This is a genomic window from Pseudomonas zeae (assembly GCF_014268485.2).
GTDB lineage: Bacteria > Pseudomonadota > Gammaproteobacteria > Pseudomonadales > Pseudomonadaceae > Aquipseudomonas > Aquipseudomonas neuropathica.
On the sequence record NZ_CP077090.1, the window covers coordinates 2,060,840 to 2,083,080 of the forward strand.

The following is a 22,241-nucleotide window of genomic DNA, read 5'->3' on the forward strand; positions in this document are numbered from 1 at the left end:
ACGTCGGCGTAGCTCTCCCAAACACCTCGGTCAGTCCCCTCTCCCTTTGGGAGAGGGTTAGGGTGAGGGGGCTTGTGGAGCTGGCGCGTTTCCTGCAAGTCCCCTGTAAATCGCCATAAAACGAGCGCTCGCGGTCACTCCAGCGGCGCCCGGAGCGGCAAAAGGTTTAGCCAGACGGCCCGCAGCGCTCAACAAAGCCATGCGCAGCCCGGTGAAGAACAAGAGGGGAGACGATGAAGGCAGTTATTTTGGCGGGTGGCCTCGGCACGCGCATCAGTGAAGAGTCGCACCTCAAGCCCAAGCCAATGATCGAGATCGGCGGCAAGCCAATTCTCTGGCACATCATGAAGCAGTATTCCGCCCACGGAATTCACGACTTCGTGATCTGCCTCGGCTACAAGGGCTATGCGATCAAGGACTTCTTCGCCAACTACTTCCTGCACACCTCTGACGTCACCTTCAACATGCGTGAAAACCGCATGGACGTGCACCAGAATTACAGCGAGCCGTGGAGCGTCACGCTCATCGACACCGGTGAGGAAACCATGACCGGTGGTCGTCTGCTGCGTGCCGGCCGTTACCTCAAGGATGAAGAGGCGTTCTGCTTCACTTACGGCGACGGCGTTTCCGATATCAACATTGCTCAACTCGTGGATTTCCACAAAGCCCACGGTCGTCTCGCGACCGTCACTGCCGTGCAACCGCCGGGCCGCTACGGCGCGCTTGAGCGTCAGGGCGATCAAGTGCTGGGCTTCACCGAAAAACCTCGCGGTGACGGTGGCTGGATCAATGGCGGCTTCTTCGTGCTCTCGCCGAAAGTGCTGCCGTACATCGCCGATGACGCCACCACCTGGGAAGCCGAACCGCTGGCACGTCTGGCCGCGGACGAACAGTTGAAAGCCTTCGAGCACGAAGGTTTCTGGCACCCGATGGACACCCTGCGCGACAAGAACCATCTCGAAGCGTTGTGGCAGAGCGGGGAGGCCCCATGGAAGCAATGGGCCTGAGTGCGGATTTCTGGCGCGGCAAACGCGTCCTCGTCACCGGACACACCGGTTTCAAAGGCAGCTGGCTGACCCTGTGGCTGCAAAGCCTCGGCGCGCAAGTCAGCGGCTTTTCCCTGGATCCGTCGACTGAGCCGAGCTTGTTCGAACTGGCGCGGGTGCATGAGGGCATCAACGATCAGCGCGGTGATCTGCGGGATCTCGGTGCCTTGCTGGAAATCATCGCCGACACCGAGCCTGAGATCGTTCTGCACCTGGCGGCTCAGCCGTTGGTGCGCGAAGGCTATCGCGATCCGCTCGGCACGTACTCCAGTAACGTCATGGGCACGCTGAACCTGCTCGAAGCGATTCGTCAGGTCGGTTGCGTGCGCGCCTGCGTGCTGGTGACCACTGACAAGGTCTACGCCAACAAGGAATGGCTGTGGCCGTACCGCGAAGACGAAGCCCTTGGTGGCCACGATCCTTACAGCAGCAGCAAGGCCTGCTGTGAATTGCTCGCACAGTCGTATGCCGCGTCGTTTTTCCCGGCGGACAAGTACGCCGAGCACGGTCTGGCCCTGGCCACCGCGCGCGCTGGCAACGTCCTGGGCGGCGGCGATTTTGCCCCTGAGCGCCTGATTCCCGACGTGCTCAAAGCGTGGAGCGCCGACGAACCGGTGACCCTGCGTTATCCGCAAGCCGTGCGCCCGTGGCAGCACGCGCTGGAGCCGCTGGCCGGTTACCTGCAACTGGCCGCCGGTCTCTACGAGCAAGGCCCGGAATACGCCGGGGCGTGGAATTTCGGCCCGGGTGAAGCGGACATGTGCAGTGTCGGCGAAGTGGTCGAATTGCTCGCCAGCCGCTGGCCGCAGGCGTGCGGTTTGCGCATCGAAAAAAGCGAACTGCACGAGGCCGGCCTGCTGCGTCTGGACAGCAGCCGCGCACGCCAAGTACTTGGCTGGCATCCGCGCTGGACCTTGCAGCAATGTCTGGCCCAGACCCTCGACTGGCATCTGGCGTGGCAGAACGGCGATGACATGCGCAACGTCACTCTCGGCCAACTGAACCTGTACCGAGGCGCGTTGTGAGCGAATTCTCCCTGAAGGCATTGCCGCTGGCCGGACTGTTCAGCGTCCAGCACAAACGTTTCGAAGATCAGCGCGGACACTTTGCCCGGCTGTTCTGCGAAGGCAGCCTGAGTGCGTTCGGCAGTGAGTTCCATATCCGTCAGATCAACCATTCCTGCACTCGTGAGAAGGGCAGTGTGCGTGGTCTGCATTATCAGAATGCCAATGCCCCGGAAGCCAAACTGATCACTTGCCTGCGCGGTGAAGTGTGGGACGTGGCGGTGGATCTGCGCCCTGACTCCGTGACTTTTCTGCACTGGCACGCCGAGCATCTGAAGGCTGGCGACGGCCGCAGTCTGTTGATTCCGGCCGGGTTCGCCCATGGTTTCCAGACCCTCACCGAAGACGCCGAACTGCTTTACCTGCACAGCGCCGATTACGCGCCGGAGCACGAGGGCGGGCTGTCGGTGAATGATCCACGGCTGGCGATTGCCTGGCCGTTGCCTGTCAATAATTTGTCAGCGCGTGATTCCAGCCATCCCGCGCTCGATCAACACTTTGCTGGAGTGCGTCTATGAACTGCCGTGGGTGCGCCGCACCGCTGAGCCTGCCGCTGATCGACCTCGGCACCTCGCCACCGTCCAACGCCTACGTCCACGCTGATCGCCTGGAGCAGGCCGAGCAATGGGTGCCGCTGAAGGTCGCGGTGTGTCAGCAATGCTGGCTGGTGCAGACCGAGGATTACACCCGCGCTGATAGCCTGTTCGACGCCGAGTACGCCTATTTCAGTTCGTTCTCCAGCACCTGGCTGGCCCATGCCGAGCGCTATGTCGCCGAGATGGTTGAGCGTTTCGGCCTGACCGCCGACAGCCGTGTGGTTGAAGTCGCCGCCAACGACGGTTACCTGCTGCAATACGTCGCCGCTCGCGGCATTGCCTGCCTGGGCGTTGAACCGACGCGCAGCACTGCACAAGCGGCACGCGAAAAGGGCCTGGAGATCCGCGAACTGTTCTTCGGTTGCGACACTGCTGCGCAACTGAAAAGCGAAGGTTGGGGCGCTGACCTGATGGCGGCCAACAACGTGCTCGCCCATGTGCCGGACATCAACGATTTCCTCGGTGGCTTCGCGACGCTGCTCAAGCCGACCGGCGTCGCCACCTTCGAATTCCCGCAACTGCTGACGCTGATGGCTGGCGCGCAGTTCGACACGCTGTATCACGAACACTATTCGTACCTGTCGCTGACCGCCGTGCAGTCCCTGTGCGAGCGCAATGGTCTGGAAGTCTTCGACGTCAGCCAACTGAGCACCCATGGCGGATCGCTGCGGGTGTTCGTCCAGCGCAAGGACGGTGAGCGCCGCGCGGTTCAACCAGCGGTGCAACAACAGCTGCAAGCCGAGTTGGAGGCCGGGGTAAAAACCGTCGAGTACTACGCAACCCTCGCGCCTGCCGCTGAACGCATCAAGCATGACTTGCTGCGCTTTCTGTTGCAGGCCAAGGCCGACGGCAAGCGGGTAGTCGGTTACGGCGCGGCGGCCAAGGGCAACACCTTGCTCAACTACGCCGGGGTCAAACCGGACCTGCTCGCCTGGGTGGCTGATGCCAACCCGCACAAGCAGGGCAAATTTCTGCCGGGCAGTCGCATTCCGATCGTTGCGCCCGCGCAGATCGCTATCGAGCAACCGGATTACGTGTTGGTGCTGCCGTGGAACCTGCTGCACGAAGTCAGTCAGCAACTGGCGCAAGTGCGTCAGTGGGACGGCCGCTTTGTGATCGCCGTGCCCGAGTTGAAAGTGCTGTGAAGGTACTGGTTACCGGCGCTACCGGTTTTGTCGGCCGCCATCTGGTTGCGGCGTTGCTGGCCCGTGGCTGCGAGATCCGCGCCGTGGCGCGCAACGCAGAAATCGCGCAAGGCATGCCGTGGATCAACGACGTCGAGTTTGTGAGCGCGGATATTCACGCCGCCGATCTCGATTTCGCTGCGTTGACCGCTGGTATCGATGCGCTGGCGCATCTGGCCTGGCCGGGCTTGCCGAACTATCGGGCGCTGTTCCATTTCGAGCACAACCTGATGGCCGATTACCGCTTTATCAAAAGCGCGGTCGAGGCGGGCGTGCAGCAGGTGCTGGTCACCGGCACCTGTTTCGAATACGGCATGCAAAGCGGTCCGCTCAGCGAAAGCTCCGCGCCGCAGCCGAGCAATCCTTACGGTCTGGCCAAGCATACGCTGCACCTGTTTTTGCAAAACCTGCAGCAGGAACTGCCGTTCACGTTGCAGTGGGCGCGCTTGTTCTATCTGCATGGCGAAGGGCAGAACCACAACAGCCTGTTGGCGGCACTGGACCGGGCGATCGATACCGGTGAGGCGTCGTTCAACATGTCGTCCGGTGAGCAGCTGCGTGATTTTCTGCCGATTGAAAACGCTGCCGGTTACCTCGCCGCGATCCTGCAACGACACGACTTCGACGGCGTGATCAATTGCGCCAGCGGCCAACCGGTGTCGGTGCGTTCATTGGTTGAACAGCGCCTGCGCGAACGTGGCGCGACACTGAATCTGAACCTCGGCCACTACCCGTATCCGACCCACGAGCCCTTGGCGTTCTGGGCGGTGACCGAGCGCTTGCAACAGTTATTGGGAGAGCCGCAATGAGGCACGAGTTGTACCGGGTCACCGACCTGCCGGTGCTGCAGAATCGCACCTTTGCCGATCCCGCGTCGGCGCAGGCCTCGGCCAGTGCCGACATGCTGTTGGTGCAGGACGAGCGCAGCGGTCTGATCTTCAACGCGGCGTTCGACGCCGACAAGCTCAGCTACGACGCCGATTATCAGAACGAGCAGGCGCATTCCGGCCAGTTCCAGAAGCACTTGAGTGACGTCGAAGGCATCATCGCCAAGCACTTCAAAGGCCAGGAGCTGATCGAAGTCGGCTGTGGCAAAGGCTATTTCCTGGAATTGCTCAAGGGCCTCGGCTATTCGATCACCGGCATTGATCCGGCGTACGAAGGCGAGAATGCCGACGTGATCAAGGCACCTTTCACACGGGGCCTGGGTCTGGCAGCGGACGCCATCGTCCTGCGCCATGTGCTGGAGCACATTCAGGATCCGGTCAGTTTCCTCGCGGAAATGGCCAACGCCAATCAGGGCGGACAGATCTACATCGAAGTGCCGTGCTTTGACTGGATCCTTGAGCACAAAGCCTGGTTCGACCTGTTCTACGAACACGTCAATTATTTCCGTCTCGATGACCTGCGCCGGATGTTCGGCACTGTGCACGAGGCCGGTCACCTGTTCGGTGGCCAATACCTGTACATCGTCGCCGACCTGTCGACCTTGCGCCTGACTCCGGATCAACCGGTGCCGCGCCTGAGCCTGCCTGACGGCTTCACCGCCAGCCTCGATCGCGCCGTGCAGATCATTCAGTCCGCCCCCGAGCAGGGTTCGGCGATCTGGGGCGCTTCGTCCAAAGGCGTGATTTATTCGCTGTTCCTGCAACGTGCCGGTGTGGCGGTGGATCGTGTGGTGGATATCAACCCGGCCAAACAGGGGCGTTATCTGCCGTTGAGCGGCGCGCGGGTGTCCTCGCCGCAAGAGGCCATGGACGCGCTGCCCGAGGGCGCCAACCTGTTTGTGATGAATTCCAATTACCTCGAAGAGATCAAGCGGATGACCGGTGGACGCTACGTCTATCACGCCGTCGACAGCGCTTCGTTTCAGTGACCCTTGAGATTATTAAAATGACCGACAACAGCATCAACCAAGCCTTCGAAGCCGAGTGCCGGGAACAGATTGCCCAGCAGGGTGACGACCAGAAACTGACCGGCCTGGCCCGCGATTTCTTCAACGAATCGGCCAAGCACAAATACAGCTACCACTTCTCGTGGATGGGCCGTCCGATCATCCAGTTGCCACAAGACATGATGGCGATGCAGGAGATCATCTGGCAGGTCAAACCGGATCTGGTCATCGAGTGCGGCATCGCTCACGGCGGTTCGATTATCTACTACGCCTCGTTGCTGGAGCTGCAGGGCCACGGCGAAGTGCTGGGCATCGACCTCGACATTCGCCCGCACAACCGCGAAGCGATCGAAAGCCACCCGATGGCCAAGCGCATCAAGATGATCGAAGGCTCGAGCATCGACGCCGGCATTGCTGCCCAGGTGCAGGCGGCGGCCAAAGGCAAGAAAGTCATTCTGGTTCTGGACTCCAACCACACCCACGATCACGTACTGGAAGAGCTGCGTCTGTACGCACCGCTGGTGTCGGTCGACAGCTACTGCGTGGTCATGGACACCGTGGTTGAAGACATGCCGGCCGATTTCTTCCCGGATCGTCCGTGGGGCCCGGGCGACAACCCGAAAACCGCCGTGTGGAAATACCTGGAAGAGAACCAGGATTTCGAGATCGACCAGCAGTTGCAGAACAAGCTGTTGATCACCGTGGCGCCGGACGGCTATCTGCGTCGCGTCCGTTAATTCGCAACATCACCAAGCGTTGTTTCGGCGAGTCGCCGGTTGTGGAGAGAAGTTATGCAAGGCAAGTACAGTTCTGAACTGGCGGTACCGCTCGAAGAGCTATTGACCGTCGTCCTGATTACTCACAATCGGCCGGCGTTTTTGCGCCGGGCGGTGAAGTATTACAGCAGCTTGCCCTGCAGAATCATGGTGCTCGATTCGACACTCGAACGACCTGAAGGCGACTTTGACGCCGTCGATTACCACCATGTGCCGCAGTTCGCCTACTGGGGCATGCAGGCCAAACTGGCGTATGGCGTGGAGAAACTGACCACGCCATACATGGTGCTGGCGGCCGACGACGATTTCATCCTGCATGATTCGCTGGCAGAGTCCGTCGGTTTCCTGCATGCCAACCCTGATTACGGGATGTGCCACGGCTATTGCCTGATGTACCTGTCATTGGCTCATGGCGTGAACTACTACCGCCGCGACAAGAAAGTCCAGGAAGACTATGCGTCCGAGCGGGCGCAAGAGCGCGTCCTCGATTACATGAACCAGTACATCCCGCCGTTCTACGCGGTGACCCGTACTGATCTGATGAAAAACTGGCACTCGGCGTTGCCGCCGGGGACCAATTTCCAGTGGCAGGAAATCGGCCACGTCTACTACCTGCTGGCCAGTGCCAAGGCCCGCATCCTGCCGATTCCGTACGTGGTGCGCGAGATCAACTACGGTGTCTCCGAGCACAATACCGATGTGTATCACTCGCTGACCTACGTCGACGCCAAATCGGTCGCCGAACGAGAGGCGTTTGCCGAGTTTCTCGTCTCGTTGCCTACCGCTATCGAAGGGCTGGATGCAGGGCAGGCCAAGGCCTTTGCCCTGGAGAGTTTCGAGGCAATGGCCGACAGCCTGAAGTCCGGGCGGGCGCTGACTGCCGAGCTGATTATCGAATCGACCTGGAACCAGGAACTGAAGGCGCCGGATCGTCGTTTTGGCCCGCTGCAGTACGTTGAAATGCCGTTCTACAACCAGGCATTCTTTGAGCGTCTGGAGCAGTTCGAATTCATGTTGCACACCCTGCCGGCCGGTCGCATGCAACTGGAAGGACTGGAAGGCGTGTGGGCCCGGCAAGCGCACCTGTTGCAGGCGCGCAATAACGACACGGCGGAAAGTGTGGTTGACCGGTTATGGCAGGCCCATGATCTGAATGCGTTCAACCTGACCGTGGTCAAACGTCTGGCGACCCAACTGGACATCGTCGGCGACGAAAGCGCTGCGCAAGCCATGCGCGAGTGGATCGCCCGTCTCGAAGCGCTATTGGTCGAAGATCATCAGCCAGTGTTCGGCAAAATGAAGTCCGGTCGCCTGTTGCAGTGGCTGGCGGCTCGCGCGCCGGCGATCGAACAACTCGAGTCGATAGGCCAACATCTGGCGACTGAGGGCGGTGGCCCGCAATTCGGCATTTTCCTGCTCGATCTGGACAACGACATCGACAAGTTGCAGGTGTCGCTCGACAGCCTGCTGGAAGGTCACTGCAAAGCGTTCAGGATTGTCGTGTTCACCACCGGCGAAGCACCGGCGGCGACGACGGCACAAAACACCCTGCACTTTGTTCGTGTCACCCAAAGCAACTTTGTCGACAAGCTCAACCAGAGCGCTCAGCAGTCGCCAAGCGATTGGTTGCTGCTGGGTGAGGCGGGTGACCAGTTCACCGCCAGCGGCCTGTTGCGCGCCAGTCTGGAGCTGATGTCGGCCGAAGGTGTGCGTGCGGTGGCCACCGATGAAATCCAGCGCAAGGACAATGGCGCGCTGGTTGACGTGTTCCGTCCGGGTTTCAACCTGGATCTGCTGCAAAGCGTGCCGGCACTGATGGCGCGCCATTGGTTGATCCGCCGCGAAGTGTTGCTTGAAGCCGGCGGATATCAGGCTGACTTCAGCAAAGCGCTGGAATTCGACCTGCTGTTGCGCATCATCGAGCAGGGTGGCCTCGACGGTCTGGCGCATCTCGACGAGCCGTTGCTGATCACTCAGGCGGCAGAGCTTGAAGAAAACGCCCACGAACGTCAGGCGTTGCTGCGTCATCTGGGCAATCGCGGCTACAAGGCCAAGGTCACGTCGACGGCGCCGGGCACCTGGCAAATCGATTACCGTCACACGGAACAGCCGCTGGTTTCGATCATTGTGCCGGTCATCGATGATCTGCCAGTGCTGCGCCGCTGCCTGGAAGGCGTGCTGCTCAGAACCCGTTACAGTCGTTATGAAGTGTTGCTGGCGGCAAACGCCAATCAGTCGGCAGCGGTCAACGACTGGCTGGGCACGCTGCGCCACGCCAAAGTCAATGTGTTGCGAGCCGATCAGCCGCTGAGCGAAGTCGCGCTGTACAACGCCGCCAGCGAGCAGGCTCAAGGTGAGTATCTGGTGCTGTTGGCCGCAGACAGTGAAGTCGTCAACCCGAACTGGATCGATTCGCTGCTCAACCACGCCCAGCGTCCGGAAGTGGGCATCGTCGGTGCGAAATTGGTCGACCGTGACGGCAAGGTGGCCCAGGCCGGCTTGATTCTTGGCCTGAACGACGGCGTGGGTTCGGCCTTCATCGGCGAAAGTCACGCAGCAGACGGCTACATGCATCGCTTGGCCGTCGAGCAGAATTACTCGGCCGTGTCGAAGGTCTGCCTGATGGTGCGCAAAGAGCTGTTCAACGCGCTTGGCGGGCTGGATGAAGTGACGTTCGTCGAGGGTTATGCCGATGTCGATCTGTGCCTCAAGGCGAGTCAGGCCGGCTACCTCACCGTGTGGACGCCGTTGGTGCAGGTGCTGCATACCGGCGAGTTGCCGCAGGCGCCAGAAGCACTGGCGGCACTGCGTGAGAAATGGAGCGCCGTCTTCGCGCAGGATCCGGCTTACAACGCCAACCTGGCGCTGAGCGGCAAAGGTTTCACCCTGGGTGAAAATGCCTCGGTCAACTGGGCACAGTTGCTCGCTTAAGCGCGCCGGACAGGAATCAGCATATGTTCAACGGTAAATCGATTTTCATCTCCGGCGGCACAGGTTCGTTCGGGCGCAAATTCATCACGCGCCTGCTCGAGCAATACCAGCCCAAGCGCGTGGTGGTGTTTTCCCGTGACGAGTTGAAGCAGTACGAAATGCAGCAGACGTTCAACGCGCCGTGCATGCGTTATTTCATTGGTGACGTGCGCGACGCCGATCGTCTGCGTCAGGCCATGCGCGGCATCGATTACGTGGTGCATGCCGCGGCGTTGAAGCAAGTGCCGGCGGCGGAATACAACCCCACCGAATGCATCCGCACCAACGTCAATGGCGCGGAAAACATCATTGCCGCCGCCATCGACAACGGGGTGAAAAAAGTTGTCGCGCTGTCCACCGACAAAGCCGCCAGCCCGATCAACCTGTACGGCGCGACCAAGTTGCTCTCGGACAAATTGTTCGTCGCTGCCAACAATATTGCCGGCGAGCAGGAAACGCGGTTTGCCGTGGTGCGCTACGGCAACGTGGCCGGTTCCCGTGGTTCGGTGGTGCCGTTCTTCAGCAAACTGATCGCCGATGGCGCACAGGAACTGCCGATCACTGACGAGCGCATGACGCGGTTCTGGATCACCCTCGACCACGGCGTGCAATTCGTCCTCGACAGCTTTGCGCGGATGCACGGCGGTGAAGTGTTTGTGCCGAAGATTCCATCGATCCGCATTGTCGATCTGGCGCGCGGCATGGCTGAACACCTGCCGCACAAGAACGTCGGCATTCGTCCCGGCGAGAAGCTCCATGAATTGATGGTGCCGCTGGACGATGCGCGGATGACCCTGGAGTTTGCGGATCACTACACCATCCAGCCGTCGATTCGCTTTACCAGCGTCGATGTTGATTTTGCCGTCGACAAACTCGGCGAGCAGGGGCGTGCCGTGAGCGAGGATTTCGAGTACCGCTCCGACACCAATCCGCATTTCCTTTCGGTCGGGCAGATCGCTGATCTGCACGCGAAGCTCTCGGCATGATTCCCTACGGTCGGCAGAGCCTCGATCAGGCAGACATCGATGCCGTCGTCCAAGTGCTGCAGTCGGACTGGCTGACCCAAGGGCCGAGCATCGAGCGTTTCGAGCAGGCAATGGCCGAGCGTTGCCAGGCTGACTTCGCCGTCGCGGTGTGCAACGCCACAGCGGCGCTGCACATTGCCTGTCTGGCCGCAGGCCTGGGGCCGGGTGATCGTTTGTGGACAACGCCAAACACCTTTCTTGCCTCGGCCAACTGTGGACGGTATTGCGGTGCCGAGGTTGATTTCGTCGACATTGATCCGCTGACCTGGAACCTTGATGCGTTCGCTCTCGAAGCGAAACTCGATCAGGCCGAGCAGGACGGCACTTTGCCGAAGGTGCTGGTGGCTGTGGCGTTTTCCGGGCAGAGCTGCGACATGCGCAAGATTGCCGAACTGGCCGAGCGCTACAACTTCACCGTGATCGAAGATGCGTCTCACGCGGTCGGTGCGTCCTACGCCGGGCGGCCGGTCGGCTGCGGTGAGTTCGCAGCGATGACGGTGTTCAGCTTTCATCCGGTGAAAATCATCACCAGCGCCGAGGGCGGCATGGTGCTGACCAATCGGCCGCAACTGGCCGAGCGCCTGCAGCGTTTGCGCAGCCACGGCATGACCCGCGATGCGCAGCAGATGAGCGAACCGAGCCACGGCCCGTGGTACTACCAGCAGATCGAGCTGGGTTTCAATTACCGCATCACCGATCTGCAAGCCGCGCTGGGTTTGTCGCAACTGAGCAAACTCGACGACTTCATCGCCCGGCGCCGCGAGCTGGCCGCGCGTTACGCTCGCCTGCTGGCGTACCTGCCGGTTACGTTGCCCAGCCCTCAGCCTGAGGCGGAATCGGCTTGGCACCTGTATGTGATTCGGCTGCAGACCGACCGCATCGGCCTCAGTCATCGTCAGGTGTTTGAAGACTTGCGTGCTGCCGGTGTTGGCGTGAATCTGCACTACATTCCTGTGCACCTGCAGCCGTACTATCGCGACCTGGGTTTCGCCGAGGGCGATTTCCCCGAGGCCGAGCGTTATTACGCCGAGGCGATCAGCCTGCCGCTGTTTCCGCTGTTGAGCGATGCGCAACAGGATTACGTGGTCGAGCAATTGCGTCGGCTGACCGAATAATTGCCGCTGAGGCAATGGATGAGTATCTGCAATGCGTCATTTGAGTGAGCAGGAAAAGTTCTGGCAGGGCGACTTCGGCAACCAGTACGTCGCGCGCAATGTCGGTCAGCCGCTAGTGGCGGCGAACCTGGCGTTGTTTGCCAAAGCGCTGAGCCGGGCTGCAGGTATCGAGAGTCTGGTTGAGCTGGGCACCAATGCCGGCAACAATTTGCAGGCGTTGCATCAACTGCTGCCGCGTTGTGAACTATTCGGCGTCGAGATCAATGAAAGCGCCTGTGCTCAGGCTCGGGCGTTGGACATTGCGCAGATCTGGCAAGGCTCGCTGTTCGATTTCCCGCGCGAGCGCCGCTACGACCTGACACTGAGTAAAGGCGTGCTGATTCACTTGGCCCCGGAGCTGTTGCCGACCGCTTATGCGCAGTTGTACGCGTTGAGCCAGCGCTACATCCTGATCGCCGAGTATTACAATCCGGCGCCGGTAGAAGTGTCTTATCGTGGCAACAGCGGCAAACTGTTCAAGCGCGATTTTGCCGGTGAGATGCTCGATCGCTATGCCGATTTGCACTTGCTGGATTATGGTTTCGTCTATCACCGCGATCCGCAGTTTCCTGTGGACGACATCACCTGGTTCCTGTTGGAAAAACGTCCTTGAGCAACGTCGCAATCATCCCGGCCCGTGGCGGTAGCAAACGCATCCCGCGCAAGAACCTTTTGCCGTTCGACGGCGTGCCGATGATTGTCCGTTCGATCCGCACCGCGCTGGAATCGGGCTTGTTCGATCAGGTCGTGGTCAGCACCGACGATGCCGAAATTGCCGATGTGGCGCGAGTCCATGGCGCGCAGGTGCCATTTCTGCGCCCGGTAGACCTGGCCGATGATTTCACGGGCACGGCGGCAGTGATCGTGCATGCGCTGGAGCAACTGCCATCCTTCGATTTCGCTTGCTGCATTTACGCTACGGCACCGCTGTTGCAGGTGCGTTATCTACGTGAAGGCCTGGAGTTGCTGGAACGGCATGCAGACAAGTCGTTTGCGTTCTCCGTTTGCGATTTCGGCTTTCCGGTGCAACGGGCATTGACGCTGGACGAGCAGGGCGCCTTGCGCGCGTTGTATCCCGAGTTCCGCAACACCCGCTCGCAGGATTTGCCCAAAGCTTTTCAGGACGCCGGTCAGTTTTACTGGGGGCGCACTGAGGCGTGGTTGCGCGGCGAGGTGCTCTATTCGCCAGCCAGCCTGCCGGTGATTCTGCCCCGGCATCTGGTCCAGGACATCGATACCGCCGAAGACTGGAAACGCGCCGAATACCTTTACGCCGCGCTCAAGGCTGGTGGAGAACTGCAATGAGAGTGCTGATTCGCGCGGACGCCTCGCCGACCATCGGCAGCGGGCACATCGCCCGCTGCCTGCCGCTGGCGCGAGTGCTGCGCGCGCAGGGCAGTCATGTCGCCTTCGCCTGTCGACGGTTGCCGGGACATCGTCTGGAGGCATTGAGCGCCGAGGGATTCGAAACGTTCGCGCTGCCTGAGCGCTACGCCAATGAAGATCCACAGCAAGCCATCGAATCGATGCTGCCGTGGCAGGCCGACATTGATGCGCTGGGCTCGCAGCTTGAAGGTCAGGCCGAGTTTGACTGGATCATCGTCGACCACTACGGCCTCGATCATCATTGGCAAACCGCTGCACGGCGCTGGGCGCATCGAATTGCAGCGGTGGATGATCTTGCCACCCGGCGCTACAGCGTCGATTTGTTGCTCAATCAGAATCTTTCCGGCCTCAGTGAAAACTATGCGCCGTTGCTGCCCGAAGGTTGTCGCACGTTGCTCGGGCCGCGTTATGCGCTGTTGCGCGAAGAATTCAACTGCCCTGCCATCGAGATCAAGCCCAAGGCGCGCCGGGTACTGGTGAACTTCGGCGGATTCGATGCCGCAATGCAAACCCACCACGCGATGCTGGCCCTGGCGGATTTCACCGAGCTGCAGGTGGACTTCGTCGCTGGCGCCGATAATCCGGCGTGGGCGCACATGCAGGCATTGGCCGAGACACGGCCGAACTGGCGTCTGCACAGTTTTGTCAGCGATTTCTACCAGCGCATGAGCGAAGCCGACCTGTTTGTCGGCGCCGGTGGCGGCACCAGTTGGGAGCGCGCGGCGTTGGGCTTGCCGACAATTTGCATTGCCGTGTCGAACAACCAGCAGGCCAACGGCGAAGTCATGGCCGTAACGGGGGCACATGTTTTCATGGGCGCCCGTGAGCAGGTCAGTGTCGAGCAGTTGCGCGACGCCATCGGCTTCGTCGCCGACAATTATTATTTGCGACAGGGCCTGGCCGAACGCTCGCGGCAACTGGTCGACGGACGCGGAGCGCTGCGCGTTGCTGCCGCTCTGGCCGGCGCAGTACTCGCCATCCGTCCCGCCACGTTAGAGGATGCACGGCTGTTGTTCGATGGCCGCAATGCCGAACCGGTGCGGCGTTGGTCGCTGGCGAGCGCTGAAATCGACTGGTCGCAGCACGTCAACTGGCTGACCGCCAGTCTGCGTAATCCGCAGCGTTTACTGTTGATCGCCGAAGCCGATGACGGCCCGGTCGGTGTGCTGCGTTATGACCTGCGCGGGTTTGAAGCCGAAGTCTCGATCTACCTGCTTGAGGGACGTTTCGGCCTGGGTTGGGGCAAGGCGCTGCTGACGCGGGGCGAAGCGTTCGTCACCCGCCACTGGTCGCAATTGACCGCCATTACCGCTCAGGTACTGCCGGGCAATCGTGCCTCGCTGAATGTGTTTCGTGACGCCGGGTTCACTCAGAGTGCCTGTACGTTCACCCGTGTTTTGAAGGATCACCCGCATGACTAGTTTCAAGATCGGCAACCGCTTGATCGGTGCCGATGCGCCGCCCTTCATCATTGCCGAGATGAGTGGCAACCATAACCAGACGCTGGACGTGGCCCTGCAAATCGTCGAGGCAGCGGCCAAGGCCGGGGCGCATGCCTTGAAACTGCAAACCTACACCGCCGAAACCATGACGCTGGATTTGTCTGAAGGTGAGTTCTTCATCAAGGATCCGGGCAGTCTGTGGGCCGGCACTTCGCTCTACGATTTGTATGAAAAAGCCCATACACCGTGGGAATGGCATGCGCCGATTTTTGCTCGTGCCAAGGAACTGGGGATGCTCGCGTTCTCGACACCGTTCGATGACAGCGCCGTGGACTTTCTCGAAAGCCTTGATGTGCCGGCCTACAAGATCGCCAGTTTCGAAAACACTGACTTGCCGTTGATCCGCCGTGTGGCGGCCACTGGCAAACCGCTGATCATCTCCACCGGCATGGCCAGCATCGCTGAGCTGGATGAAGCCGTGCGCGCCGCGCGTGAAGCCGGCTGCAAGGATCTGGTCTTGCTCAAATGCACCAGTACCTACCCGGCGACACCGCTCAACAGCAACGTGCGCACGATCCCGCATCTGCGGGAACTGTTCGGTTGCGAGGTCGGGCTGTCCGACCACTCGATGGGCGTAGGCGTATCGGTGGCTGCGGTGGCGCTGGGGGCGACGGTGGTGGAAAAACACTTCACCCTCGACCGTTCAGCAGGTGGCGTCGATGCCAGTTTCTCCCTGGAACCGGCGGAAATGGCCAGCCTGGTGCTGGAAACCGAGCGCGCCTGGCAAGCCATGGGCCAGGTGCATTACGGCGTTACCGAGGCCGAGCGCAAGTCGCTGGTCTATCGCCGCTCGCTGTACGTCACTGCCGACATGGCCGCCGGTGACACCTTTAGCGGGGACAATCTGCGCGCCATTCGCCCCGGTCTTGGTTTGCCGCCCAAGCACGCCGAAGCCGTCCTCGGTCGTCGCGCGCGCGCGCCAATCAAGCGCGGCACGCCGCTGGACTGGTCGTTGGTCGAATAAGCCGATCTGCACCGATTCGGCAAAATAGCGTGACCTGCGAGTCATAACGCGCATCTTCACTGTATTGTATTGATCGGGGAGATGGCGCCTGGCTCGTTTTCGATTCCAGTGATAGCCCTTTGCGCTCCCCGTGGCTGCCCTTTGTGGCGGCCGTTTTCTGTTTGTCGGCGCCCCTCGAAATCCTTGCGAGCGGTGGTCTTGGGCTGTTTTTTATTGGGAAGCCGTAATGATTGGCATAAAAAGCATTGCGAGCTACGTTCCTGTAGCCGGCGTGGACAATTACGCACAAGGTGCAAAATTCGAGAAGGATGAAGAATTCATCCTTGGCAAGATCGGTTCGGCATTCCTGCCGCGCAAAGACGCTGAACAAGAAACCTCCGACCTGTGCGTGGAAGCGGCCAATGCGCTGTTTGCCAGCAACCCGGATCTGAAACGTGAATCGATCGACGCATTGATCGTCGTCACCCAGAACGGTGACGAAGAAGGCCTGCCGCACACGGCTGCAATCGTGCAGGACAAACTCGGTCTGCCGACCAACGTGGCGGCCTTCGACATTTCCCTGGGCTGCTCCGGTTATGTCTACGGCATCTACGCGATCAAGGGCTTCATGGAAGCTGCCGGCCTGAAGAACGGCCTGCTGATTACCGCTGACCCGTACTCGAAAATCGTCGATCCGGAAGACCGCAACACCACCATGCTGTTCGGCGATGCCGCAACCGCTACGTGGATGGGTGAAGATCCGACCTGGGCGCTGGGCAAGGCCAAGTTTGGCACCGACGGCTCCGGTGCACCGCACTTGAAAGTCACCGATGGCGTGTTCTTCATGAACGGTCGTCAGGTCTTCAACTTTGCGCTGCTCAAAGTCCCGGCACACTTGCACGAACTGCTCGACGATTCCGGTCTGAAGGCCGATGACATCGATGCCTTCTGCATTCACCAAGGCAGTGCGGCGATTGTCGATGCCGTGGCGCGGCGCTTCGAAGGCGAGCCGGAGAAGTTCATCAAGGACATGGTCGAGACCGGGAATACCGTGTCGTCGAGCATTCCGTTACTGCTGGAAAAACACGTCATCGATTCCGATTGGCAGCGTATTGCGCTGAGCGGTTTTGGTGTCGGTCTGTCATGGGGCTCGGCGATCATCTATCGCCCTTGAGTCCGAGCAAAAACGGCGGATACAAAAATAGCGTTCAAGGTTAACCTTGAACGCTATTTTTTTGCCTGGAAGGGAGCGCGAGGCGCCATGAGCGAGTTTTTTCAAGCCAATGCCGAGGTGTTGCAACGGCGCTGGCCGGCGCTGTTCGAACGACTGATGGCGCAAGACAGTACGGCCATTGCGGCTCAATTGGTTGAGGGGCTAGGCTCGACGCTGAGCATCAACGGCATCCAGCTCACCAGTCGTCACGATCGCCTCCATGAAGCGCAGATTCAGGCGGCCAGCCTGCCGGACAAGGCGCAACTGCACGTCTATGGCACCGGTCTCGGTGATTTGCCCGGTGTGCTGCTTGAGCGGACGGGATTGCAACGCTTGTACGTGCACATCCTCAATGGCGCGCTGTTTGCGCTGGTGGTGCAACTGCTCGATCAGCGTCAGTGGCTGGAAGACCCGCGGGTCGAGTTGTTTTACGCTGCCGATCATCCGGACTTTTTCACGCCGTTTTTTGCCCTGCCTGCCGAGATGTTGCTGGCCGATGACTACAACGCGAAGATTCGCGATCGGCTGGTCAATGAAGTCCATCTGAGTTTTAACAATCGCGAATTCGACGCGCAGTCGCCGTTCATTCAACAGCGCTTGCAGGACTGCTTGCCGGTGCTGCTGGGTGATGACGATGTGGCGCAGTTGTTTGGTACCTGCACCGATCGCGAGATCTACGTGATCGCTACCGGGCCGACTCTGGAAGGGCACTTTGAACGATTGGCAGCGCTCCGGAATCAGGCTCAGCGCCCGCTGTTCATCTGTGTCGACACGGCGTATCGGCCGTTGATTGAGCACGGGATCGTTCCGGATCTGGTGGTGACCATTGATCAGCGCATCAGCTTCCGTCATTTGCCGTTCGAGGCGTCTGACGGTATCCCGCTGGTGTATTTGCCCATGAGCGATCCCGAAGTTCTGCGGGCCTGGAAGGGCAAACGCTATGGCGGTTACTCGGCAAGTCCGGTGTACGCCGGGTTGCGTGAACAGCATCCGCGCGCGCTGCTGCACGTCGGCGGCAGCGTGATCCATCCGGCGGTCGATCTGGCGGTGCAAATGGGCGCGTCTCGCATCACGCTATTTGGCGCCGATTTCGCCTTCCCGATGAACAAGACTCACGCGGGCTGGAGCGATGGCGATCTGGGGCCGGGTGTGAATCAGGCGCGGCACTGGGTGCGCGATGGGCAGGGTCAGCGAGTCAGTACCCAGCTCAACTTCCGCGGTTACCTGTGTGTGCTGGAACGTTACATCGCTGCGCATCCGCACGTTGAGTTCTTCAACAGCAGCAGGGCGGGTGCGCTTATCGCCGGGACGCAATTCAATCAGGAGTTTGTGCAATGACGGCGATGAAAAAGTGCATCGGTGAATGCCGTCAGTGTGCCGGTCTGTTTCGGCTGGGGCGGGATGTCGAGGCAGCGCTGGGCATGGTTGATATTTTCGAAGATGCACAGCAGTTGCTGCTCTCGGGGTCTGCGGATGTCCAGCAAATGTGGGCGCAGGTGCTCGCGCAAATGCTCGATTGTCAGGAGCGCCAGGACTGGTTGGGGCTGGCTGATTATATGGAGTACGAATTGATCGAGTTGCTGGAAAGTGTTCCGGTTTGAGCAGGCCGACAGCACTGGCCCGCAGGTTTGCGCCGCAGTCGGTTTTATGACGTCATTTTATCGCGGCTGACGTACTGCTAAGTCTTTGTTTTCTCGGGGGTGGCAGGGTGATGGCAAATTTTTTTCAAAAAGCCCTCAAGCAACCTGCAAACCCGACGATAACTATTACGAAGGTTCTCTAGGCCATACCCGGCGGTTGCCAGGGCCGGAAGCCGCAGTACCCAACCAACGAGGAATTCGTCATGGCTTTAACAGTAAACACCAACACCACGTCGTTGAACGTTCAGAAAAACCTGAACCGCGCTTCCGACGCTCTGTCGACTTCGATGCAGCGCCTGTCTTCCGGCCTGAAAATCAACAGCGCTAAAGACGACGCCGCTGGCCTGCAGATCTCGAACCGTATGTCCTCGCAGATCCGTGGTAACACCCAAGCCATCCAGAACGCCAACGACGGTATCTCCGTTGCCCAGACCGCTGAAGGCGCTCTGCAAGCTACTACCGACATCCTGCAGCGTATGCGTGAACTGGCTGTTAAAGCACGTAACGGTACCAACGGCACTGCTGACCAGACCGCTACCAACGCTGAATTCGCTCAGATGTCCGACGAGATCACCCGTATCTCGGCTTCGACCAACCTGAACGGCAAAAACCTGCTGGACGGTTCGGCTGGTACTGTGACCCTGCAAGTGGGCGCAAACACCGGTTCGGCTAACCACATCGACCTGGTACTGAGCTCCAAGTTCGACGCAGTAAGCCTGTCGGTAGGTAGCGGTACTCTGTCCCTGACCGGTGCTACCGTGACTGGCGCTTCGCAGAACATCGACAACGCGATCACCGCGATCGACGCTGCAATCGCTGCCATCGGTGCAACCCGCGCCAGCCTGGGTGCTTCGCAAAACCGTCTGACCAGCACCATCCAGAACTTGCAGAACATCACCGAGAACACCACTGCTGCACAAGGTCGCGTACAAGATACCGACTTCGCCGCAGAGACTGCTAACCTGACCAAGCAGCAAACCCTGCAACAGGCTTCGACCTCTGTTCTGGCTCAAGCCAACCAACTGCCTTCCGCTGTACTGAAGCTGCTTCAGTAATTTCGGAATGAGTTTGAGCGGGGGAGTGCGCTGGTCGCGCTCTCTCGCTTTTTTCGTTAGGAGGTGATGGGCATGGACATGAGCGTAAAGCTTAACGTGTCTTATCCGGCTCCCAAGCCAGCGACACCTGTTGCTGACAAGCCGTCAGAGACGCCAAAAGTTGCCAAGGTCGAAGCGCCGGTCGCTGACAGGAAAAGTCAGGGCACGGATGACGCCAAGCTGAAACTGGCAGTGCAGGAGATCGAGAAGTTCGTCCAATCGATCAAGCGCAATCTGGAGTTCTCGATCGATGAGCATTCCGGGAAGGTCATCGTCAAGGTGATCGCAAGCGAGACGGGTGAGGTCGTACGACAGATTCCCTCCGCAGAAGCCCTCAAGCTGGCAGACAGCCTCGCCAATGCGAGTCACGTATTGTTTGACGCCAAAGTCTGATAGCTGGCATGAATTATGTTTGTCCGTTCTCAAGATGCGTGTAACGGTCAAAAGAATGGCAACAATCTGAAGGGAGATGCACATGGCAAGTCCAATTCTACCGGGTTCCGGACTGGGTTCCGGCCTGGACATCGGCGCGATCGTGACCGCGCTGGTAAACGCCGACAAGTCGCCGAAGCAGACGCAGATCGATTCTGCGACCAAAACCAACACCCTGAAGATTTCCGGTGTCGGTGCGCTGAAAAACGCATTGGCGGCCTACCAGAAGGCAATGACCGATCTGGGCAGCAAGACCAACCCTGCGTTTGCCGGTTACGCGGCGACCTCGGCTACCCCGACAACGCTGACCGCGACTTCCGATAACACGGCTGTTTCGGGCACATACAGTGTCGTGGTGAAAAACCTGGCCACCGGCTCGAAAGTAGCCAGTGCATCCTTTGCCGGCGGCGCGGCCAGTGCCATTCCGAGTGGTACCCTGAAAATCAGTCAGAATGGCACTGATTACAATGTCGATATTCCGGCCAATGCCACCTTGCAGACCACCCGCGACGCCATCAACAAGGCGCAGGGTGTCAACGGTGTTTCCGCCAACATCGTGACCGACAGCTCGGGCGCTTCGCGTCTGGTGATCAGCTCCAACAAGACGGGCGCGGGATCCGACCTGACGGTCAGTGGTATTGCCGGTCTGGAAATCGATGGCACCAAGGTCATGTCTGCAACCCCGGCCGCTGGTGATTCAGGGGCTGTGGGCAATATTGCCAAGGATGCGGAACTGACCATTGATGGTCTTGCCGTGACCAGCAAAAGCAACACGGTGAGCGGCGCCATCAGTGGCTTGACCATGAACCTGGTGGAAGCCAGCCCCAACGCGGTCAAGGTCTCTGTCGATACCAACACCAAGGGCTTGCAGGCTTCGGTTCAGCAATTCGTCGATGCTTTCAACACGCTCAAGACCACCATCGATAGCCTGTCCAAGGCAACGCCGGACGAAGATGGCAAGCTGACGGTGCAGGCCGCGTTTACCGGTGACTCTCTGCCGCGGACGTTGATTGCGGACATTCGTGCCCAATTGACCACTTCGTCGCCTGGCGAGCTGGGTGTGCTGTCGCAGATCGGCGTCATGACCGATCGCGACACCGGTAAGCTGACGCTGGACGCGACGGCTTTCAACAAGGCCATGTCTCAGCCAGGCATGACTGGTCAGGTGCAGCAGCTGTTCTCCGGCACCGACGACAAAAACGGTCTGTTGGCGCGAATGAGCAAAGCGGTCGATCCGTACCTCAAAGCTTCTGCTGATGGTAAAACCACCAGCGGTCTGCTTGATCAGCGTATGACCATTCTGAACAACAACACCCGCAGCCTCACGTCGCAGCAGTTGGCGCTGGATCTGCGTGTCGCCAACCTGACCAAGACGTTGACTGCCAAGTACAACGCCATGGACTTGCTGGTAGGGCAGATGAAGGCTACGGCGAGCAACATTACGTCGTTCTTCAGCTCGCTGAACGCTCAGCAGTCCGCGAAGTAAAAGGCGGGCACGACAAAAACCCGGCTACGCTTCATCGGCGTGCGCCGGGTTTTTGTCTTTTGATCTAAAGTTCTGTGATTCGTTGGCGATACACTGGTTATACGAGTCATTGTGGCAATGAGGTAGAACATGAATCCGATGTTAGCCCTTCGGCAGTATCAGAAAGTCGGCGCACACGCTCAGACATCCGAAGCGAGCCCGCACCGTCTGGTGCAAATGTTGATGGAAGGTGGTCTGGCCCGTATCGCTCAGGCCAAAGGCGCCATCGAGCGCAAGGACATTCCTGGCAAATGCACTTCGATCAGCAAGGCGATTGGCATTGTCAGCGGTCTGCGTGAAGGCCTTGATCTGGAAAACAGCGCAGATACCCTGGCTGATCTGGATGGGCTGTATATCTACATGATGAAGCGCCTCGCCGAGGCGAACATCAGCAGCGACCTGCGCATTCTTGATGAGGTTGCCGGCTTGCTGAGCACGGTCAAGGAAGGCTGGGATGCTATTGCCCCTGTGCCTGCTCCGCAGTTTTAAAGGAGATCGTCATGAGTCTTGTATTGCAGCGAATCGCCGATACCCGAGAAGCGTTGGTTACTGCCCTCGCTGAACGCAATTGGGAAGCCATTGGTGAACTGGATCTGGCTTGCCGTTCCTGCATGGAAGACGTCATGGCTGAGGCTGCGCTGGACGAGGTCGCGTTGCGCGACAACCTTGAGGAGTTGCTCCACGTCTACAAGGAGCTTCTCGAGGTGGCCATGGGTGAGCGGCAGGCGATAGCCAACGAGATGTCGCAGATCACCCAAGCGCAAAAGGCGGCAAAGGTTTACCATCTGTTTGGTTAA

22 protein-coding genes are annotated in these 22,241 nt (G+C 59.7%); all 22 read left to right on the top strand.

Annotation, left to right across the window (positions count from 1 at the left end; translation table 11 throughout):
* Positions 1–233 precede the first annotated feature (233 nt).
* The 22 genes from rfbF (at position 234) to fliT (ending at position 22,241) form a co-directional block, all read left to right on the top strand.
* Positions 234–1,007: a glucose-1-phosphate cytidylyltransferase gene (gene rfbF / locus HU754_RS09100; RefSeq protein ID WP_186624419.1), complete on the top strand. Its 774-nt coding sequence runs from the start codon at positions 234–236 to the stop codon at positions 1,005–1,007.
* A complete protein-coding gene (rfbG, locus tag HU754_RS09105) occupies positions 989–2,071 on the top strand; it encodes a CDP-glucose 4,6-dehydratase (protein ID WP_095050161.1) in 1,083 nt (360 codons plus the stop codon). Before rfbF ends, rfbG begins: the two co-directional genes overlap by 19 nt.
* Complete coding sequence (locus HU754_RS09110) at positions 2,068–2,628, top strand: dTDP-4-dehydrorhamnose 3,5-epimerase family protein (protein WP_186624418.1); 561 nt, start codon at positions 2,068–2,070, stop codon at positions 2,626–2,628. Before rfbG ends, HU754_RS09110 begins: the two co-directional genes overlap by 4 nt.
* Positions 2,625–3,851 carry a class I SAM-dependent methyltransferase gene (locus HU754_RS09115; protein WP_186624417.1) on the top strand — a complete coding sequence of 409 codons (1,227 nt, stop codon included), beginning with the start codon at positions 2,625–2,627 and terminating at the stop codon, positions 3,849–3,851. The genes HU754_RS09110 and HU754_RS09115 overlap by 4 nt, the downstream gene beginning before the upstream one ends.
* Positions 3,848–4,699: an NAD-dependent epimerase/dehydratase family protein gene (locus tag HU754_RS09120; RefSeq protein WP_186624416.1), complete on the top strand. Its 852-nt coding sequence runs from the start codon at positions 3,848–3,850 to the stop codon at positions 4,697–4,699. The genes HU754_RS09115 and HU754_RS09120 overlap by 4 nt, the downstream gene beginning before the upstream one ends.
* On the top strand, positions 4,696–5,766 hold the full coding sequence (locus HU754_RS09125) for a class I SAM-dependent methyltransferase (RefSeq protein WP_093439628.1): 1,071 nt from the start codon (positions 4,696–4,698) through the stop codon (positions 5,764–5,766). Before HU754_RS09120 ends, HU754_RS09125 begins: the two co-directional genes overlap by 4 nt.
* A gap of 17 nt (positions 5,767–5,783) precedes the next feature.
* Positions 5,784–6,521 carry a cephalosporin hydroxylase family protein gene (locus HU754_RS09130; protein ID WP_093439633.1) on the top strand — a complete coding sequence of 246 codons (738 nt, stop codon included), beginning with the start codon at positions 5,784–5,786 and terminating at the stop codon, positions 6,519–6,521.
* A gap of 54 nt (positions 6,522–6,575) precedes the next feature.
* Positions 6,576–9,491 (top strand): TIGR00180 family glycosyltransferase, encoded by a 2,916-nt coding sequence (locus HU754_RS09135; protein ID WP_186624415.1) that lies wholly within the window; start codon positions 6,576–6,578, stop codon positions 9,489–9,491.
* Positions 9,492–9,514: 23 nt separating this feature from the next.
* Positions 9,515–10,516: a UDP-N-acetylglucosamine 4,6-dehydratase (inverting) gene (gene pseB / locus HU754_RS09140; RefSeq protein WP_093439643.1), complete on the top strand. Its 1,002-nt coding sequence runs from the start codon at positions 9,515–9,517 to the stop codon at positions 10,514–10,516.
* A complete protein-coding gene (gene pseC / locus HU754_RS09145; protein ID WP_186624414.1) occupies positions 10,513–11,670 on the top strand; it encodes a UDP-4-amino-4,6-dideoxy-N-acetyl-beta-L-altrosamine transaminase in 1,158 nt (385 codons plus the stop codon). Before pseB ends, pseC begins: the two co-directional genes overlap by 4 nt.
* Before the next feature lie 31 nt (positions 11,671–11,701).
* The gene (locus HU754_RS09150) at positions 11,702–12,322 is read left to right on the top strand and encodes a pseudaminic acid biosynthesis-associated methylase (RefSeq protein WP_099758344.1); all 621 of its coding nucleotides are present in this window, start codon (positions 11,702–11,704) and stop codon (positions 12,320–12,322) included.
* Positions 12,319–13,014, top strand: a complete 696-nt coding sequence (gene pseF, locus HU754_RS09155; RefSeq protein WP_186624413.1) for a pseudaminic acid cytidylyltransferase — start codon at positions 12,319–12,321, stop codon at positions 13,012–13,014. Before HU754_RS09150 ends, pseF begins: the two co-directional genes overlap by 4 nt.
* On the top strand, positions 13,011–14,516 hold the full coding sequence (gene pseG / locus HU754_RS09160) for a UDP-2,4-diacetamido-2,4,6-trideoxy-beta-L-altropyranose hydrolase (protein WP_186624412.1): 1,506 nt from the start codon (positions 13,011–13,013) through the stop codon (positions 14,514–14,516). The genes pseF and pseG overlap by 4 nt, the downstream gene beginning before the upstream one ends.
* Positions 14,509–15,561 carry a pseudaminic acid synthase gene (gene pseI, locus HU754_RS09165; protein WP_186624411.1) on the top strand — a complete coding sequence of 351 codons (1,053 nt, stop codon included), beginning with the start codon at positions 14,509–14,511 and terminating at the stop codon, positions 15,559–15,561. The genes pseG and pseI overlap by 8 nt, the downstream gene beginning before the upstream one ends.
* Positions 15,562–15,787: 226 nt before the next feature.
* Positions 15,788–16,714 carry a ketoacyl-ACP synthase III gene (locus tag HU754_RS09170; protein ID WP_007920064.1) on the top strand — a complete coding sequence of 309 codons (927 nt, stop codon included), beginning with the start codon at positions 15,788–15,790 and terminating at the stop codon, positions 16,712–16,714.
* Positions 16,715–16,801: 87 nt separating this feature from the next.
* The gene (locus tag HU754_RS09175; protein ID WP_186624410.1) at positions 16,802–18,091 is read left to right on the top strand and encodes a motility associated factor glycosyltransferase family protein; all 1,290 of its coding nucleotides are present in this window, start codon (positions 16,802–16,804) and stop codon (positions 18,089–18,091) included.
* Entirely contained in the window at positions 18,088–18,354 is a 267-nt protein-coding gene (locus HU754_RS09180; protein ID WP_116254416.1) for a hypothetical protein, read from the top strand. The genes HU754_RS09175 and HU754_RS09180 overlap by 4 nt, the downstream gene beginning before the upstream one ends.
* A gap of 242 nt (positions 18,355–18,596) precedes the next feature.
* The gene (locus HU754_RS09185) at positions 18,597–19,448 is read left to right on the top strand and encodes a flagellin domain-containing protein (protein ID WP_007920059.1); all 852 of its coding nucleotides are present in this window, start codon (positions 18,597–18,599) and stop codon (positions 19,446–19,448) included.
* 72 nt (positions 19,449–19,520) lie between these two features.
* Complete coding sequence (locus HU754_RS09190; protein ID WP_093439690.1) at positions 19,521–19,880, top strand: flagellar protein FlaG; 360 nt, start codon at positions 19,521–19,523, stop codon at positions 19,878–19,880.
* Between the two features lie 82 nt (positions 19,881–19,962).
* Positions 19,963–21,405, top strand: coding sequence for a flagellar filament capping protein FliD (gene fliD, locus HU754_RS09195; RefSeq protein WP_186624409.1), 1,443 nt, complete (start codon positions 19,963–19,965; stop codon positions 21,403–21,405).
* Between the two features lie 129 nt (positions 21,406–21,534).
* The gene (fliS, locus tag HU754_RS09200; protein WP_093439698.1) at positions 21,535–21,933 is read left to right on the top strand and encodes a flagellar export chaperone FliS; all 399 of its coding nucleotides are present in this window, start codon (positions 21,535–21,537) and stop codon (positions 21,931–21,933) included.
* A gap of 11 nt (positions 21,934–21,944) precedes the next feature.
* Positions 21,945–22,241 (top strand): flagellar protein FliT, encoded by a 297-nt coding sequence (gene fliT / locus HU754_RS09205; protein ID WP_016984299.1) that lies wholly within the window; start codon positions 21,945–21,947, stop codon positions 22,239–22,241.